Below are 16,179 nucleotides of genomic sequence, written 5' to 3'. Positions count from 1 at the left end.
ATATTGAATTAAAGACACAGTTGTTGTTTTTTGCTGTCGCTACTTTATGATCGACAAAATGAAAAGAATTAAACAAAGATACCCACAACTATGACCTTTGTAGTCACTGACAGTTGCATTAAGTGTAAATATACCGACTGTGTGCCTGTTTGCCCAGTCGATGCCTTTTATGAAGGTGAAAACTTCTTAGTGATCCATCCTGACATTTGCATTGACTGCGGTCTATGTGTCCCTGAATGTCCGGTCGAAGCAATATTTCAAGACAGCCATTTACCTGAAAGTCAGCAACATTATTTGCAACTCAATGCCGAATTAGCTGAAGTATGGCCAAATATCATTGAATTAAAAGCGCCACCAGAAGATGCAGAAGAATGGACAGGCGTAGTTAACAAACTTCCTTTACTTGTCAAATAAGCGTTTCTCTTCCGCTATAAAGTGAAGCCTTCAGCCTGTTCATATTTATTTTTAATAAATCACTTTACCTCAACTTAAGCTGAGGTTTTAAAGTCTGCTTCAAGTGATATTTATTAGCATCATTTCAATAGGAGAAAAATATGCAACCCACACTTGAACATATCAACATCACGGTTACTAATACAGATGTAACTGCCGCCATACTAGCCAAAATATTTAACTGGAAAATTCGCTGGGCAGGAGCGGCAAAAGACGATGATAAAACTATTCACTTGGGTACAGATAATACTTATCTAGCCTTATACAGGCATGCTGATAAACACTTGGAAAACATGACTAACAAAACCATTAGCAGCCTAAACCATATTGGTATTCAAGTGGATGATATAAATGCCATAGAAACAAAAGTCAAAGCAGCTGGCTTAATGCCCTATAATCATGGCGACTATGAACCTGGGAAACGGTTTTATTTTAATTTGGAGGAGGGTCTAGAGATTGAAGTAGTAAGTTATCAATAGTCTTTGATAAACAGTAAATAGCAAAAACCCGCCAGAAGGCGGGTTTTCTTATTAAGTTAACGGTAACGCAAAATTTAAATTAACCTAGCTTTTCTTTAATACGTGCAGAACGACCAGAGCGTTCACGCAAGTAATAAAGTTTAGCGCGACGAACAGCACCACGACGTTTCACTTCAATAGAACTGATTGCCGGGCTGTGTGTTTGGAATATACGCTCAACACCTTCGCCGTTAGAAATCTTACGAACTGTAAAAGCAGAGTGTAGGCCACGGTTACGTTTAGCGATTACAACGCCTTCGTAAGCCTGAAGACGTTCTTTTTCGCCTTCTTTAACGCGTACTTGCACAACGACTGTGTCACCAGCACTAAATGCCGGAACGTCAGTTTTTAGCTGCGCTTCTTCAATTTTCTTGATGATGTCTTGATTTACTTTACTCATCATATCCTCTCATTCTAGATTAACTGTCATTATGCTGCTGCAAACTTTGTCGAAATAAATCTAACAATGTTTGCTGCTCCTCAGTCAGAGCTAGATCGTTTAATAATTCAGGGCGTCGCTGCCAGGTTCTACCTAACGACTGTTGTAACCGCCACTGCTTGATTTTTTTGTGGTCACCGCTCAATAACACCTTAGGAACAAGCTCGCCATCCAAGTTTTCTGGTCGGGTATAGTGCGGGCAATCTAACAAGCCATGACTAAATGAGTCTTGCTCGGCAGATTGGTCATGCCCTAACACACCGGGTACAAATCTTGAAACTGCATCCATTAAGACCATCGCAGGTAATTCGCCGCCACTTAACACGTAATCACCAATTGACCATTCCTCGTCAACCTGTGTTTGTATTACTCGTTCATCGATACCTTCATATCGACCAGCTACTAGAATCAAACTCTCATTTTCAGAAAGTTGTTTCACTCCTGCTTGATCCAGCTTTTTCCCTTGGGGAGAAAGGTAAATCACCTTTGTTTTTCTTCCCGCAGCCTGTTTAGCTGCCAGAATAGCGTCTTTTAATGGCTGAACCATCATCAGCATGCCAGGTCCACCACCGTATGGTCGGTCATCAACAGTGCGATGTTTGTCGAAAGTAAAGTCTCTTGGATTAAAACACTCTACTTGTAACAACCCGTTTTTCACGGCTCGCCCTACTACTCCCTGCTGGGTAAAAGTCTCGAACATTTCTGGAAACAGACTAATAACACCATACCAACGACTCGGTTCCCGACTAGGTTCTTGCATTAAAATGCAGGATCCCAATCCACTGTGACCATTTTCGCCTGCCGGTCCACTTGCTTAATCACTTGATTTAACAAATAAGGAACCATGCGTTCTTTTTGACCAAAAGCGTCATTCAAATTGGCTTTGACTAGCAAAACGTCATTAGCACCAGTTTCGAATAACTCTTTAATAACACCCAAGTTGTAACCTTTATCGGTCACTACTCGCATGCCGACTAACTCACGCCAATAAACATCGCTGTCATCTAATTCAGGTAGCATTTCTGCTTTAATGGAAATCTCAAGATTTTTAATGCCTTCGGCATCATCTCGATTATCCACCCCAACCAATTTGGCAACTAAACCTTTATTGTGGGTTCGCCACTGGTCGACGACATACTGATTGCCTTCTTGCACTTGACCTAAAAGCCAAGGAGTGTAGGCAAATACGCCGTCTAAATCATGGGTATAAGATGTGATTTTGACCCAACCTTTGACACCATATGGCGCACCGATTATGCCAATCACTAATGTGTCAGACGCAGAACTCATTTCTCAATACCTTCTTTGCAACTGCAATTAAGCAGCTGCCTTTTGTGCATCTTTCACCAAGCGTGCAACACGGTCAGATAAGCCTGCGCCTACCCCAACCCAATGCTCAACACGGCCTAAGTCCAAGCGTAAACGCTCTTCTTGACCCATTGCAGTTGGATTGAAAAAACCAATGTTTTCAATAAAACGGCCATCGCGTGAACGACGACTGTCTGCAACCACTACTTGATAAAATGGACGCTTTTTAGCGCCACCACGCTGTAAACGAATAGTAACCATATATGCCTCAGACTCGTTGTAGCGTTAACGTTAACTTAATTTACCTTTAAATCCAGCAGCTTTAGCCAGATAAAGGCCGCCGCATTTTACGGATCTAGGAGCCGTTATGCAAGTTTAATTAGAATAACAGTTAAGATAATTCAATTTGGATTATTGATATTGATTTACTGATCAGTTCTTAGGGTTAAGTTTGACTTTTCATAAGCCAAAATAAGGTGTTAATAACTCATAGAAGTAAAACCAAAATCATATCTTTTATTATTGCCTCTAGATGATTATTAACAACTAATTGCGTTCAAGTTGAATACTTAGTGATTTGTCTAATCGCTTAAACACTGGCGCAACCTAGTTATATTCGCCATCAAGGTCAGAGTCTAATCATACTTTTTCTAGATAATTGAATTTTTCATACCAATAGGATGGGTTTCAAAAGCCCCATAAAACTGGGTGCTATTAAACCCTAATTTAATGTTAAAGATTAATTTATTTCATATTTATCATATAGATATAGGACAACTGACACGTGGTACATATATTGCCCTGTAACATTTGATAACAGATAACTGTTTTCACCTAACCAAAAATTAAATCACAATTAAATAAGGAGATTAATCATGGCAAGTATTACAAGTGTTCGCCTTAGGGTGGGTCGAATTAGTAGTGCTAATGAGCTTGCTGATTTAACTATTCGCGTAAATTGGACTGCTCGTGAGCGGCAAGAAAATATGTCTTATCTTGTTGCCGGCTTTCTAGTTGAACGAGATGACGGACGAGATTTCTTCGACATGTTGCCTGGTGGCGGCATACATTGGTCTTCAGTGGGTAATATGGATGACTTTATTGGAACCGTTGGCAGACAATGGATACGGCCTAACGGTTCATCCAGCAGAACCCTGACGTTACGTCTGAATTGGAATTTTGGTAATCAGGAAATTGGCAGTGAGGAGTATTTAGGCGTTGCCACAGTTGTTCCAGAAACTCGAGGGGACATTCGATTTTCACCTGAAGTATCAGCTAATCTTAGTTGATAGCTCTCAGATCTAATTCATAAATTTTTAATGAACAGATAAAGTAGAGGTATCTCGCCTCTTCTTTTTCTTAATGGATTTTGATCTATCACCTAAAAGTGTTTGGCTAGCCGATGTACACTTTTTTGTTTTTTGGAGGATACCGTCATGAGTAGATCACCAATGGAAGATAATCCAACTCTTTCACCTATGCATATAAATTTTGATCGTGACTGGGGCGTTAAAGCTTCTCCCGCTTCAAGAATAGAACCAACTGAAGCGATTGAGCAACCTGATTCAGCGGAACAAGATTATTCATTGGAACCACCTGAGGTAGTTATAGAGCTTAACTACGAACCTGATATCGAAAATGTAAGTGACGAACAAGAGGAACAAGAGGAGCAAAAAAAGCCGACGGTTGCTGCTAATACAAAATCCAATGAAGATAAAAATAAAGTCACAAAACTTAGAACAACGAAGGTAAGTACTTAACTAGCAATAGATTTGATGACTTACTAAACCTTCAACACAGGCTTGTATCTGATATATTCTGAGGATCTTCACGCCCTCCCTGTTTCAGGGAGGTAATATGGATTAAAGAGGGGTTAACTTCTAGATTAGACATAATCAATCTGAATTAACTCCATAATTGGCAAACATTGAATCGATGAGAAGTCAAAATCATCGGCATTGCCGTCTGAGAACGTGCAATGACTTCGTCATGAATAAACTTTGTTACGACCCCGATTAATTTTATTAGGTCAATTTCAAGTTAACGTAATTCACTTAAATGGCAGCTTTGAGTAATACCGAGGCTTGGACGTGGTAGCAGAATAACGAAATCGGTAAGCAGTTTACGCCAAAATGTATGCTCAGATAATGCAGAAATAACAGGGTGGTATCCTCCAATACATGTCACTAAAGCGATTCATGAAAATAACTCATGATTCAATGAAATAAAATCAATTTTATTCATGCAATGAACCCAGTATAAAACACTCAGTCCTCTTATCTCTGGGTAATATTACAGTTGATTCTTGGTTTGACCATGTGAGTACAAATCAAAAAATCTGTGAAAACTAGTGATTGGGAATAACAGAAAAGAGAATTGGAAAGTCCAGAAAGGACAAGAAAGAAAAAGTGAAAGAGCAAGAGCAAGAAAAAGTTACGGGTTAACCTAAAAGAATTGGATACTAGTTCACCATGAATAAAGACTTTACATTCACTATTAAAAACATTTGTTTCGATGAAGATTATCATCCATCCGACAATACGCGTATCACTACCAACTTTGCTAATTTGGCAAGAGGAAACTACCGTCAAGAGAACCTGCGCAATACCGTAAAGATGATTGACAATAGTTTTAATTCCTTGGCGCATTGGGATAACCCCAAAGGAGATCGTTATTCTATTGAACTTGAAATAATTTCCGTTGATATAGATATTGATAGCAGTGGTCGTTCCTTCCCATCAATTGAAATATTGAAAACGAATATTGTTGATCATAAAACGAACAAACGCATTGAAGGCGTTGTAGGAAATAATTTTTCCTCTTATGTGCGAGATTATGATTTTAGCGTATTACTGTTGGAACATAATAAGAATCGACCCGAATTTAGCATTCCAGATGATTTTGGCGATCTACATGGGAAGCTATTTAAATATTTTGTCAATTCGAGCGCTTACAAGCATCACTTTAATAAGCCACCTGTAATATGTCTCAGTGTTTCTGATAACAAAACCTATCATAGAACTGAAAATCAGCATCCCGCATTAGGTGTTGAATACCAGCCAAATGAATCTTCTTTGACTGAGCAATATTTCAAAAAAATGGGGTTGCAAGTTCGCTATTTTATGCCACCAAATAGTGTTGCACCTTTGGCTTTTCATTTCTTTGGTGATTTGCTTAATGATTACACTAACCTTGAACTGTTAAGCACCGTCAGCACAATGGAAACGTTTCAAAAAATCTACCGGCCTGAGATTTATAATGCTAATGCTGTTGCAGGTAAATGCTATCAACCAAATTTAAAAAACCCAGATCACTCATTAACACAAATTGTTTATGATCGAGAAGAACGAAGTCAAATGGCTAATGAGCAGGGAAAATTTGCTGAGGAACACTTCATCAAACCATACCAAACTGTTCTTAAGCAATGGTCTGCTAGTTACGTTCAATAATCAACCAATTATACGGCATCATCTATTATGAAAACATTATTACCTACTTCAACCGCAGGCAGTTTACCCAAACCTTCTTGGCTTGCAAAACCTGAGACGCTTTGGTCACCTTGGAAATTGCAAGATGAGGAATTAATTGAGGGCAAACAAGATGCTTTACGTTTGTCATTACAAGAGCAACAACAAGCAGGCATTGATATTGTCGGTGATGGCGAGCAAACCCGCCAACATTTTGTCACTACGTTTCTTGAGCACCTCAACGGTGTAGATTTTGAGAAACGTAAGACCGTTAAAATTCGTGACCGTTATGATGCGAGTGTACCGACGGTCGTTGGTGCTGTTTCTCGCCAAAAATCAGTTTTTGTTGAAGATGCTAAATTTTTACGTCAGCAAACCAAGCAACCTATTAAATGGGCTCTGCCTGGTCCCATGACCATGATAGATACGCTTTATGATGACCATTACAAAAGTCGCGAAAAGCTAGCTTGGGAATTTGCCAAAATACTCAATCAAGAAGCCAAAGAATTAGAGGCGGCTGGTGTTGATATTATCCAATTTGATGAGCCTGCATTTAATGTGTTTTTTGATGAGGTGAATGATTGGGGCATTGCTACTTTAGAAAGAGCAATTAAAGGACTTAAATGCGAAACTGCGGTACATATTTGTTATGGTTATGGCATCAAAGCCAATACAGATTGGAAAAAGACTTTGGGATCCCAGTGGAGACAATATGAAAAAGCGTTTCCCAAACTGCAAAAATCTAACATCGATATTATCTCACTAGAATGTCACAACTCCCATGTTCCGATGGATTTACTTGAACTCATTCGAGGTAAAAAAGTGATGGTAGGAGCCATAGACGTAGCAACTGATACCATCGAGACACCAGAGGAAGTAGCAGACACCCTTCGAAAAGCACTAAAGTTTGTAGATGCCGATAAGCTCTACCCTTGCACCAACTGTGGTATGGCCCCTTTATCTCGTCGAGTCGCAAGAGGCAAGTTAAATGCTTTAAGTGCAGGTGCAGAAATCGTCCGAAGAGAACTTTTGGCTAAATTCTAAACAAATGTAGTTTGGGTTGCCTTTTATAATTTGATTTTCTTGAGCCTATGAGCAAACCGGTCACGCTGACCTCATCCAAGGGAACGTGTCAGGTTTACTTAGATAACAAAATCCCTGGGATTTATCCGTCTGTTCCTCTTGGTAATCGCTCTAATCAACTTGAGTGTCTTCTTTGACTATCCGCCGTATGTGAAGTGTAAACGTAATTCTTCAATTTAAAGTCGAACTAGACAATACAGAACTGCATTTTTGCTTTGGTAAGAATGCAGTTCTTTTTTGATAGCTATACCCAACTTGCCACTACATAGCCTATAGGAAAAGTTGTGACAACATACGTAGGCCAGTCAAAAGTAATACCAAGGCAAATATTTTTTTCAGTTTTGCTGCATCCAATTTAGCTGCCAGTGATGCCCCTATAGGCGCGAAAAATACGGTTAGCGGCACAATACACATGAATCCAATGAGATTGACTAAGCCAAATGTTCCAGCTGGTGCGTCGATTGGTGTGCTGCCGATGACTAACATTGTTAGCGCACCTGGCAACGAGATAATTAAGCCTATCGCAGCAGCTGTGCCAACGGCCTTGTGAGCTGGATAGTTATAAAGGGTGAGTAATGGAACAGAGATAGTGCCACCGCCGATCCCGACCATAGAACTGAAAAAACCAATGGCTGTGCCCATAGCCGCTTGTCCTGCTTTATTAGGCAGTTGTTGAAACAGAGCCGACTTTCCAGTTCTAAGCAGCATGTTTAGCGAAGATAAGGTCGCTATTACACCAAACAACATAGTCAGAAAGGTGCCATCAACGCGAGTCACTAACCAACTACCAGCCAATACACCAATAAGAATAAATGCAGCCCAGCGTTTAAGCAGGATAAAATCCACATTCCCTTTTTGATTATGAGAACGAATTGAACTAATCGACGTTGGTACTATCGTGGCCAGTGATGTCGCTGTCGCAACCAGCATTGCAGATTCTGGTGATACGCCAAAGCTCTGGAACAAGAAAAACAGCACAGGCACAATTACGATACCGCCACCTACGCCTAACAAGCCTGCTAAAATACCGGCGAATACCCCTGAGGCAACCAATACTAAAATGGTAGGGATATTATTTGTTATAAACTCAATGATATTCATTAACTACAATGCTTCTCTATTTTTTGCCTTCCCAAAATTTTCCAGCGCAAATTTTAAGTATCGTTTGGCTCCGACACGTGGAAAACCAAGGTTATGTGCTGCCTTGATTACTATTTCCTAATCAACTAATTTTAATAGATTTTTAGTACTTTAGATATCTAAATGAATTTTACAGACGCTTATTTGATGAATAGAATTGATCATCAATACCAAAGACTGAAGTTATTTGACATATATTACCAAGAGACACACTTTAAAAGCCTTTAACTGTATTCTTTGCGACGAATTATAAATGATCTCCCCCCCCCCTTACTTACAAGCATCTAAAATAAACAGTTACCCACTGCTTTGTGTTTGTTGATGATGTGATAGGAGGTTTTATAACTGGGGTGACATTCGCAAGAAAACACTTTGGAAGTAATATAACTTTTAACTTTTCGTCCACCACCAATAAGGGATTAAATAGAACAGACACCAGTCTAATCGGTCAACTCTTAAGCCCATTACTTAAAGAAATATTTATCTCACGATTGACGTTTTAAGTTACCGGCAAAAAATATTAAAGCAACACTATAAATGATTAAACCTGTAGGTGGTTCAGATACTAATACAGCCTCAGATTTTTCTGATAATGACTTATTTGAAATAATCCCGCCAGTAATATCAATGCCATATGCGAACCCATTAATTGAGCCCGTCCATGTATCTGTGGCGAGGCAATTAGTAGATATCATGGAGCCTATGCCGATGGCAGTCGACGTAAATAAGTTTCCGCAACTCACTTCTGATGTAGCACCAGCTACAGCTCCTGATATAAAAGCCGTCCCCATGAAAGAAGTACCTGCACCTAGACTCAGCGACCCACCTAAATTCCAGATAACACTTGCATCTTCGCCAGCTCGAATTATTTCGAATTGCGTTGCCGCACCAATAACTAAGGCAGCATCAAGATTAAAAACCCAAATAGGATTTTCTTCACCCATCCCATCAAACTGTATGGTTGAGTTTGCGGCTATAGTCACAGCGGTTCCTTTCCAGACTCCAGGTTCAAAGATATGACTTGTGTAACCTACATCCATATTAAAATCCTCTTCGAGGCTAAATAAGGATTCTTGGGCACTCGTTAATTGCTCTAAAGCCGCGTCGATGTCAAACGTTTCTTTATATAAATCAATAGCAATAGAAGTATTAGTATAAGCAGTTTGACTGGTTGCCCCACCTCCAGTGATAGCAGCTGCGGCATAAACGTCGAGTGAACTCGAAAGCCCACCCAGAGTGATAGCTGCGCCAGCATATATGTTTTCAGCCGAACCAGAAGCCCCTAATGTAACCGCCGCTAGCGCATATATGTTTTTAACATTGGCATTGGCCGCGATGCTTACGGCAGCGCCAGCATATATATTTTCGGCGTTCCCCCCATCACCTGTTCCAACAGCACCAGTGGCAGAATATATGTTAGCGGTATCAGTGCGAGCACCTATACCAATCGCCGCTAACGCTCCAACATCATCTGTTACGTTTGAGTCTGCTGATATATTGAGTGCCGCTCCAGCTACAGCAGAATAACCTACCAAATCAGGACCAAGCAATAAGCTTGCTTTAGACCCTGTTGAGATAAACAATAATATGCTTCCTAAAAATAAAGTTGTTAATTTACTGTTCACGATACTTCCTGCATTGAAATATAAGCGTTATTAATAATTCCGTTGATATTGTTACCAACTATCTAATCCTAATGTCGGCATTCAAGTAATAAACAGGCGCTAATCAGCGGGTTAAATTCTGTGTCTAAGTAACGTTGAGGCTCGATACCATCGACAACAAAACTTCTTGTATAAAGTAAAAATGGTTGACCTGACATATCAATATCTAATCACTGCTAATTTTGGTTTACCTAAAGCGATTTTGTCTCTCTAAAGTCTATATGGCAGATACATTGCGTATCTTGTGCCAACTTAAAAACGCACACTAAGCCATTGTTATTAATAGGGTTATTATAAATTAAAGTAAGGATTACATTTGTTATTTTCATTTTAAAAATGCAAAATGAGAAATATTCTCATAACGAAAAATCTAAGGGGAAGGAAGTGAAACAGTTTTAGATAAACTCAATTAGACATAAACTACGTTTTTTAAGCGCATTGTTTATGCGTATATTAGTTGAGGTTAAAAGTGGAAAATTCTTTTAAACTTTACGAAAGAGATTCTGCATGAAAACATCACGATATTCAGACAGACAAATTATGGAGATTTTAAAACAAGCTGAGGCCGGCTTAATTGTCCCTGAGCTTTGCAGCAAACATAGTCTGTGTAGCGTCATTTTCTAAGAGTGGCAGAAAAATTTTGGCGGTAAGAGCGCCTCTCTCATGACCCTAGTAAAAGAACTTTATAAAATCTCAGTTCTTGGGTTGGTCGTATCAAGTTAATCCCTTCATAATCATAGTGAAGACACTTTTCCTATTTTTTACCTGCTTTAAGTAAACGCGCAATTAAGCAGTGCGCTTAGCTATAATCGAAGTCTAGCTGCACATTCCAAGGCATTAGCTCGGTAAAGTCATCATCAATATGCTGGCGATTAGGCAATGCTTTAAATAGATGTTGGATGTAATAATAAGGACTGATGTCATTGGCCCGACATGTCATCACGATACTATAAAGTATTGCGCTTGCCTTAGCCCTGTTGACTGATTTTGAGAATAACCAATTTTTCGACTTGTCGTAAATGGCCTAATATCTCGTTCGGTTATATTATTATCAATCCCCAAGTGTCCATCTTCAACATACCGAATTAATTTATGCCATTGGTTGATATTGTAGCTGATGGCTTTACCAATATAGCTACCCGTTGTGACTTTATCTTGCACCTCATCAAGCCATGTTTTAAATTTGGTTAAAATTGACAGCGCTTTTTTCTGCCTGAGTTGGTAACGCTCATCTGACGAGAGTTTTTTATTTTTAGCTTGCGTTTCCAGTTTATATAATTTGCTAATGAAGCTAATCGCCTTATGGGCACGGCCTTTACTTTTTGATTCGGCTTTTAAGGCGTTATTATATTTCCGTCTGGCATGGGCCCAACAACCCACAGGCGTGATGTCTTCAATACCGTCATAAACACTGTAACCATCGCATTATAGATAGCCTTGATACACCGCTAAAAATGCTTGGGCGCAAGCGCGACTTCGACCTGCTTGATAGTCATAAATGACCACCGGTTGTTGGCTGTTTTCATGACCGCGATACACCCACATATATGACTTACTCCTCGGTGATTTCCCTTCATCTAACACTTGCACATGGGTTTCATCCGCGCATAGGCTATGCTCCTTAAGCAAATGAAGCCGCATAGCTTCAACCAAGGGTTGGATAATATCTCCCGCATTAATACACCAGTTCGCTAAGGTGCTGCGTGATAAACGTCAGCCACAACGTTTAAAAATATCAACTTGTCGATAAAGTGGCAGTGCATCGCAGTATTTCGCAGTCACTACCGCAGCTACCGCAGCTATCGCCTCAGGACTGGCGATACTGCCAGGAATAGGTTGTGCTGGTTTGGGAGCGGTAATGATTTTACTGCTAAGCTTTTCGTGCTCGCAGCTTCTACACGCTCAAAGCGTGAAGCTAGTACCTGTTTACCTTTCTTATGATGTTGAGGTGGCTCACTGGATTGATGCTGCTCGGCTTCGTTAGAGGTACCGCGCGGTGCCTTTTCACTTTTCTTACCGTATTTTTGTGACTAACTTAATTTTAGCTCGGCAAGTAAATGGTCAATGCGGGTTTGCATTTCCATTTTATCTTCTACCCAAGCTTGTTTCTCAGCCTGCAAGGTATCAATCTGTACTTGCAGGCGCACCAGTTGTTTTTGTTCAATGCTTATGGCGGTATGTGCTGCAGCAGATTTAGGCCACCGGAAACGGCCTTGCTCAAGGCGACGACAATAGAGCCAGAAACCATTTGTATCCCAAAATAGTATTTTTAATTTATCGCGCTGCTTATTATAAAAAACAAACCATGCCTGACTCAATGGATCAAGTGACAAGATATCGCTGACAATAATACTGAGCCCATTGATTGATTTTCTGATGTCGGTAAAGCCCGTGACCAAATAGACTTGTTGTGGTACTGCATCAAAGTAGTTTCAACAATTGCGCTAACGCTTGGGGCGCTAGCGTCGAGTCGAAGTTTACTTGGTAGCCTGTAGGTGTGGAGAGTTTTATCATTGAAGATTGAGAGAACGACTGCTCATTAATAACGAACGGGATAATCTGTTGCGGCTGGATTTTCTTTGTTTGACGAGTAAGGCGGTTACGCCAGGCGTAGAAAGTTGATATGTTTATTTTTTATCGCGACAAAATTGAACAATGCTCAAACCACTAGATTGTTGCCACTCAAAAACATTTTTCCAGTGTTGTTTTTTTGAATATCCATAATTACCTCATGTTAATTTACTGAGATAATTATGCTGAAGCGCGGTTAATATTGATATGTGGGGGTAATTACGCGCTTACTGCTGTAAACCAATATTACATGGAGATAGGTGGTCTATGTTTTTTCACTGTTATAGGGGCAGATTTTAATTAGTAAGTAGTTAAAGAAATCAAAGTAACCTGAATCCTGTTTAAGAAATTGAACTAAATGCCTGTTCCAAGATCCGATCTTTCGACTAAAAGAGATGAATCTAAAAAAGGAACAAACATGAGTAAATTAGTTGAGCTGTTTTGTGATGTCGATGATTTTTGCAAAGTATTTATTCCTCAATGGCGTAAACAACTGCTTGAAGACGGTACGCGAAAACGTCAAAAAGAAGGGCAAATGACCACATATGAAATCATGACGATTGTCGTCAGTTTTCATATGTCACATTACCGTGATTTCAAAAACTACTCTCTTGGGTATGTATCTCTTGTCTACAAAAATGCGTCTCCAAATTTATTGAGTTACACACAATTTATAGAGGTCATGCCTAGAGTTATTGTGCCCATATGTGCCTACTTCACATCACTTAAAAGAAAGCCCACAGGACATGAATTCATTGACTCTACGAGCATCAAGGTGTGCCATAATATTCGAATACCTAGACATAAAACCTTCAACGGTATCGCTCAACGAGGTAAAGGTACTATGGGTTGGTTTTAAGGTTTCAAGCTCCACTTAGTCGTCAATCATCACGGTGAAATTGTTGCTGCGAAAGTCACAACCGGCAATGTGCATGACACTCAACCCGTACGTGAATTAGCAGAAGGTTTGACTGATAAATTGTATGGAGACAAAGGCTATTTGAGTAAAGCTTTGGAAGCAGATTTATTAGACAAAGGTGTAAGTCTCATCACAACCGTTCGCAAAAATATGAAAGCAAAAGCTATATCGTTGTGGGATAGGGCCATGCTTTCAAGGCGCTATATAATTCAAACAATAAACGACCAACTTAAGAATATTTCTTACATCGAACACTCAAGGTTTCGGAGTATGAATGGCTTTATGCTGAATTACTCGCGGGATTGGTCGCTTATTGTTTAAAAGAAAATAAGCCAAGCCTGAATTTAACTGAAGTAGAGCTGAACTCTATGGTTATCACTGAAGTAGATCTCAGGTTAACTAAAACGAATCACGTCGTATGATCACTAACCGACTCTTGACTGGAAAGTTTGTGCCATACGCGGTTCCTTAGAAGGCAAAAAATATACGTCATCCCCCGAGATTAGGCTGAGCTCGCAATGACGTATGACAGCTATTTATCAAGAAGGACATCTGTCATTCATAAAAATGTCCAAACTTATTTTGCATATTAAATCAGCGTCCCATATCGCGTTGCAGCGTCCTACTTCCCAAATAGAAATGCAAAGCGTCCAAATATAGAGGCATTTGAATATAATCATCGACCATTGGAGACCCTCACCATTGGCAGTGTTACTTGCTGTTTGCCCTGCTAATGACAGACCAATCGCTCTGGATGCTTCGAACGTAAACCAAGGGTTATTCTTGAAGGGAATGTGAATTTAAAATCGTAGACAGTGCTCCGATTATTGGAGGCCCAAGACCATAACCAAGCAGATTAACGATGAACAAAGTCACAGCAACCGAAGTCGCTCGCATTCGGCTATCTACGACACCGCTTGGAACTGCATAAAGTGGGCATAAAAAGGTATAAAGTAGCATTGTCCCGACCATCAGAATCGGAATGGCGACCAGAAGCGAGTCAAGCAAGTACCCAATGATGAACATTGGCGTTGAACTTAGCAGAGCAACCATCGGTATCAAGGCCAATGCTTTTGGGTAACGCTTAGAATAACGGTCAGCCAAATAGCCCGACATGAAAGTACCGATCGCGGCCATGACAGCCAACACCATCGCGAATTTTATCGAGGCATCGAATATTGATATCTCATGCGTACGGATGAGGAAGGAAACAAAAAATTGACCGACTCCATAATTGACAAATGACGCGATAGTAACACCCATTGTGATGTGCCAATAGGAAGGTTTCTTTGCCAAGATTTTCAGCACCTCAGCAAAACTTACTGGCTCTTTACCCTGCATCTCCGGAGGGTCTGTATAGCCACGTGGAGGTTCTTTGACGGTGTTTTTAAAGATCATTGCGACTATAATGCCTGGCAATCCGACCACGACAAAGGCTATCCGCCAGCCTTCGATATTTTGCCAATCTAGAGCATTGGCGGCCCATATCCAGCCCCAACTGCTCAATATGGCCGCGACAGCTGCGCCGTTCAAGCTGCTAACAATATAACCTCCAAAGGCGTAAGCGACCATGCTGCCGAGCGGAATACCTAATGCATAGGTTGACACCGCGGTAGAACGTTTTGCCGGAATGAAATAATCGGCGATTATAGAGTTAGCAGGAGGCGAACAGCCTGCCTCACCAATGCTAACACCGATACGGAAAATGAAGAGCGCAACAAAGCTGGTGGCAAAACCGCAAAGCACTGTCATCAGGCTCCATAGAGCAACAGATCCTGCGATGATCCAAACACGATGATTTTTTTCGGAGAAACGAGCAATAGGAATACCAATGAAAGTATAGAGAACAGCAAAAGCTGGGCCGCCAAGCAGACCCATTTGCCAATCTTCAACACCGAACGCTTGTTTAATCGGTTCAGTCAGTATGTTGATAATCGTGCGATCAATAAAGTTGAAGAAATAGACGGTAAGCAAAGCGCCCAGTACATACTTTCTGTAAATTGTGGTGCCATAGCCAGTATCTGGGCTGCCACCAGCTGAGCCTTTGCCCTCTGCCCCAAGACTTATTGACTTGTGTGGTTGTTTTATACTTCCTTTCATTCTTCACACTTTTTTATTAATCGAGTCATTGGAAGCTCCACTATAAATAATTACTATTGCGCGAGTTTTGAGGCGTATAGTAGTAAGTCGAATTAAACGTCTCTTTTCATAAAATGAAAATACATCCTGCCTCATATGTTCCATATTTGCATCTCTTTTATATCCTCAAGAGAGTCAAATTCAGCTATTTTTCGTCTATTAATCAGATACTTTCACATAATTCAGGATTTAAAACAAGCGCCTCCTGCTGTTGTACAAACCAGTTTAGAATATTACTTTTTTTATGATGATAACTGCTTTTATTCAAACAGACTTATCTGAGGCGCGCTCGATTTTAGCCGTTAAATACCTGCCTTCAGCGTATAAGTGGTGCATACTCTCATTAAAAGGAAAATCGCCCCACTGTCCCCTATCTCAGCGAACTTGTCATAAGACATAACCAACATCTATGACCGGTTTTGCTCACCCCCTCCAGTCAGTCTACCCGACAGGTCGGTGCAAAATCGACCTGTTTAGA

The 16,179-nt window shown here is 40.3% G+C and carries 14 protein-coding genes and 2 pseudogenes; 8 read left to right on the top strand and 8 right to left on the bottom strand.

Annotation, left to right across the window (positions count from 1 at the left end):
* The first annotated feature begins 90 nt into the window (after window positions 1-90).
* The gene (fdxA, locus tag C427_RS09055) at window positions 91-414 is read left to right on the top strand and encodes a ferredoxin FdxA (RefSeq protein ID WP_007639670.1); all 324 of its coding nucleotides are present in this window, start codon (window positions 91-93) and stop codon (window positions 412-414) included.
* 140 nt (window positions 415-554) lie between these two features.
* Entirely contained in the window at window positions 555-932 is a 378-nt protein-coding gene (locus tag C427_RS09050) for a VOC family protein (RefSeq protein WP_007639669.1), read from the top strand.
* Between the two features lie 79 nt (window positions 933-1,011).
* Here the strand turns inward: C427_RS09050 and rplS are convergent, their stop codons facing one another.
* Genes rplS through rpsP form a run of 4 tightly spaced genes read right to left on the bottom strand, consistent with a single transcriptional unit; the run spans window position 1,012 to window position 2,979 of the window.
* Window positions 1,012-1,371 (bottom strand): 50S ribosomal protein L19, encoded by a 360-nt coding sequence (gene rplS, locus C427_RS09045; RefSeq protein WP_007621759.1) that lies wholly within the window; start codon window positions 1,369-1,371, stop codon window positions 1,012-1,014.
* 19 nt (window positions 1,372-1,390) lie between these two features.
* Window positions 1,391-2,170: a tRNA (guanosine(37)-N1)-methyltransferase TrmD gene (gene trmD, locus C427_RS09040; RefSeq protein ID WP_007639668.1), complete on the bottom strand. Its 780-nt coding sequence runs from the start codon at window positions 2,168-2,170 to the stop codon at window positions 1,391-1,393.
* Window positions 2,170-2,700, bottom strand: coding sequence for a ribosome maturation factor RimM (gene rimM, locus C427_RS09035; RefSeq protein WP_007639667.1), 531 nt, complete (start codon window positions 2,698-2,700; stop codon window positions 2,170-2,172). The genes trmD and rimM overlap by 1 nt, the downstream gene beginning before the upstream one ends.
* A gap of 27 nt (window positions 2,701-2,727) precedes the next feature.
* Window positions 2,728-2,979 (bottom strand): 30S ribosomal protein S16, encoded by a 252-nt coding sequence (rpsP, locus tag C427_RS09030; RefSeq protein ID WP_007639666.1) that lies wholly within the window; start codon window positions 2,977-2,979, stop codon window positions 2,728-2,730.
* A gap of 614 nt (window positions 2,980-3,593) precedes the next feature.
* On the opposite strand from rpsP, the gene C427_RS09025 reads away from it, so the two are divergent.
* From C427_RS09025 to C427_RS09010, 4 genes are all read left to right on the top strand, one after another.
* A complete protein-coding gene (locus tag C427_RS09025) occupies window positions 3,594-4,007 on the top strand; it encodes a hypothetical protein (RefSeq protein WP_007639659.1) in 414 nt (137 codons plus the stop codon).
* A 147-nt stretch (window positions 4,008-4,154) separates the two neighbouring features.
* Window positions 4,155-4,478 carry a hypothetical protein gene (locus tag C427_RS09020; RefSeq protein WP_015430712.1) on the top strand — a complete coding sequence of 108 codons (324 nt, stop codon included), beginning with the start codon at window positions 4,155-4,157 and terminating at the stop codon, window positions 4,476-4,478.
* Window positions 4,479-5,189: 711 nt separating this feature from the next.
* Window positions 5,190-6,167 carry a DUF1852 domain-containing protein gene (locus C427_RS09015; protein ID WP_007639655.1) on the top strand — a complete coding sequence of 326 codons (978 nt, stop codon included), beginning with the start codon at window positions 5,190-5,192 and terminating at the stop codon, window positions 6,165-6,167.
* Window positions 6,168-6,194: 27 nt separating this feature from the next.
* Window positions 6,195-7,229: a methionine synthase gene (locus C427_RS09010; RefSeq protein WP_007639654.1), complete on the top strand. Its 1,035-nt coding sequence runs from the start codon at window positions 6,195-6,197 to the stop codon at window positions 7,227-7,229.
* A gap of 309 nt (window positions 7,230-7,538) precedes the next feature.
* Here the strand turns inward: C427_RS09010 and C427_RS09005 are convergent, their stop codons facing one another.
* Together C427_RS09005 and C427_RS09000 are read right to left on the bottom strand one after the other, a co-directional pair.
* The gene (locus C427_RS09005; RefSeq protein ID WP_007639653.1) at window positions 7,539-8,369 is read right to left on the bottom strand and encodes a sulfite exporter TauE/SafE family protein; all 831 of its coding nucleotides are present in this window, start codon (window positions 8,367-8,369) and stop codon (window positions 7,539-7,541) included.
* Between the two features lie 524 nt (window positions 8,370-8,893).
* Window positions 8,894-10,033, bottom strand: coding sequence for a DUF3494 domain-containing protein (locus C427_RS09000; protein ID WP_226991190.1), 1,140 nt, complete (start codon window positions 10,031-10,033; stop codon window positions 8,894-8,896).
* A gap of 546 nt (window positions 10,034-10,579) precedes the next feature.
* On the opposite strand from C427_RS09000, the gene C427_RS28800 reads away from it, so the two are divergent.
* Window positions 10,580-10,696, top strand: coding sequence for an IS3 family transposase (locus C427_RS28800; protein ID WP_007639650.1), 117 nt, complete (start codon window positions 10,580-10,582; stop codon window positions 10,694-10,696).
* Between the two features lie 175 nt (window positions 10,697-10,871).
* On the opposite strand, the pseudogene tnpC reads toward C427_RS28800, so the two are convergent.
* Window positions 10,872-12,471, bottom strand: a pseudogene (gene tnpC / locus C427_RS27340) (IS66 family transposase).
* 590 nt (window positions 12,472-13,061) lie between these two features.
* Here tnpC and C427_RS08980 point away from each other — a divergent pair.
* Window positions 13,062-13,984 (top strand): annotated as a pseudogene (locus C427_RS08980) (IS982 family transposase).
* A gap of 355 nt (window positions 13,985-14,339) precedes the next feature.
* Here C427_RS08980 and C427_RS08975 read toward each other — a convergent pair.
* Complete coding sequence (locus tag C427_RS08975) at window positions 14,340-15,662, bottom strand: spinster family MFS transporter (protein WP_015430705.1); 1,323 nt, start codon at window positions 15,660-15,662, stop codon at window positions 14,340-14,342.
* Between the last annotated feature and the right edge of the window lie 517 nt (window positions 15,663-16,179).

This window comes from Paraglaciecola psychrophila 170 (assembly GCF_000347635.1).
In the GTDB taxonomy this organism is placed as follows: Bacteria; Pseudomonadota; Gammaproteobacteria; order Enterobacterales; family Alteromonadaceae; genus Paraglaciecola; species Paraglaciecola psychrophila.
Note: the sequence above shows the minus strand (reverse complement) of the source record. Positions and strands in the feature narration are given on the sequence as shown.

What these genes read in the sequence shown, in the direction of transcription:
- fdxA (WP_007639670.1), top strand. Translation starts at nt 91, where the DNA reads ATGACCTTTGTAGTCACTGACAGTTGCATTAAGTGTAAATATACCGAC.
- C427_RS09050 (WP_007639669.1), top strand. Translation starts at nt 555, where the DNA reads ATGCAACCCACACTTGAACATATCAACATCACGGTTACTAATACAGAT.
- rplS (WP_007621759.1), bottom strand. Translation starts at nt 1,371, where the DNA reads ATGAGTAAAGTAAATCAAGACATCATCAAGAAAATTGAAGAAGCGCAG.
- trmD (WP_007639668.1), bottom strand. Translation starts at nt 2,170, where the DNA reads ATGCAAGAACCTAGTCGGGAACCGAGTCGTTGGTATGGTGTTATTAGT.
- rimM (WP_007639667.1), bottom strand. Translation starts at nt 2,700, where the DNA reads ATGAGTTCTGCGTCTGACACATTAGTGATTGGCATAATCGGTGCGCCA.
- rpsP (WP_007639666.1), bottom strand. Translation starts at nt 2,979, where the DNA reads ATGGTTACTATTCGTTTACAGCGTGGTGGCGCTAAAAAGCGTCCATTT.
- C427_RS09025 (WP_007639659.1), top strand. Translation starts at nt 3,594, where the DNA reads ATGGCAAGTATTACAAGTGTTCGCCTTAGGGTGGGTCGAATTAGTAGT.
- C427_RS09020 (WP_015430712.1), top strand. Translation starts at nt 4,155, where the DNA reads ATGAGTAGATCACCAATGGAAGATAATCCAACTCTTTCACCTATGCAT.
- C427_RS09015 (WP_007639655.1), top strand. Translation starts at nt 5,190, where the DNA reads ATGAATAAAGACTTTACATTCACTATTAAAAACATTTGTTTCGATGAA.
- C427_RS09010 (WP_007639654.1), top strand. Translation starts at nt 6,195, where the DNA reads ATGAAAACATTATTACCTACTTCAACCGCAGGCAGTTTACCCAAACCT.
- C427_RS09005 (WP_007639653.1), bottom strand. Translation starts at nt 8,369, where the DNA reads ATGAATATCATTGAGTTTATAACAAATAATATCCCTACCATTTTAGTA.
- C427_RS28800 (WP_007639650.1), top strand. Translation starts at nt 10,580, where the DNA reads ATGAAAACATCACGATATTCAGACAGACAAATTATGGAGATTTTAAAA.
- C427_RS08975 (WP_015430705.1), bottom strand. Translation starts at nt 15,662, where the DNA reads ATGAAAGGAAGTATAAAACAACCACACAAGTCAATAAGTCTTGGGGCA.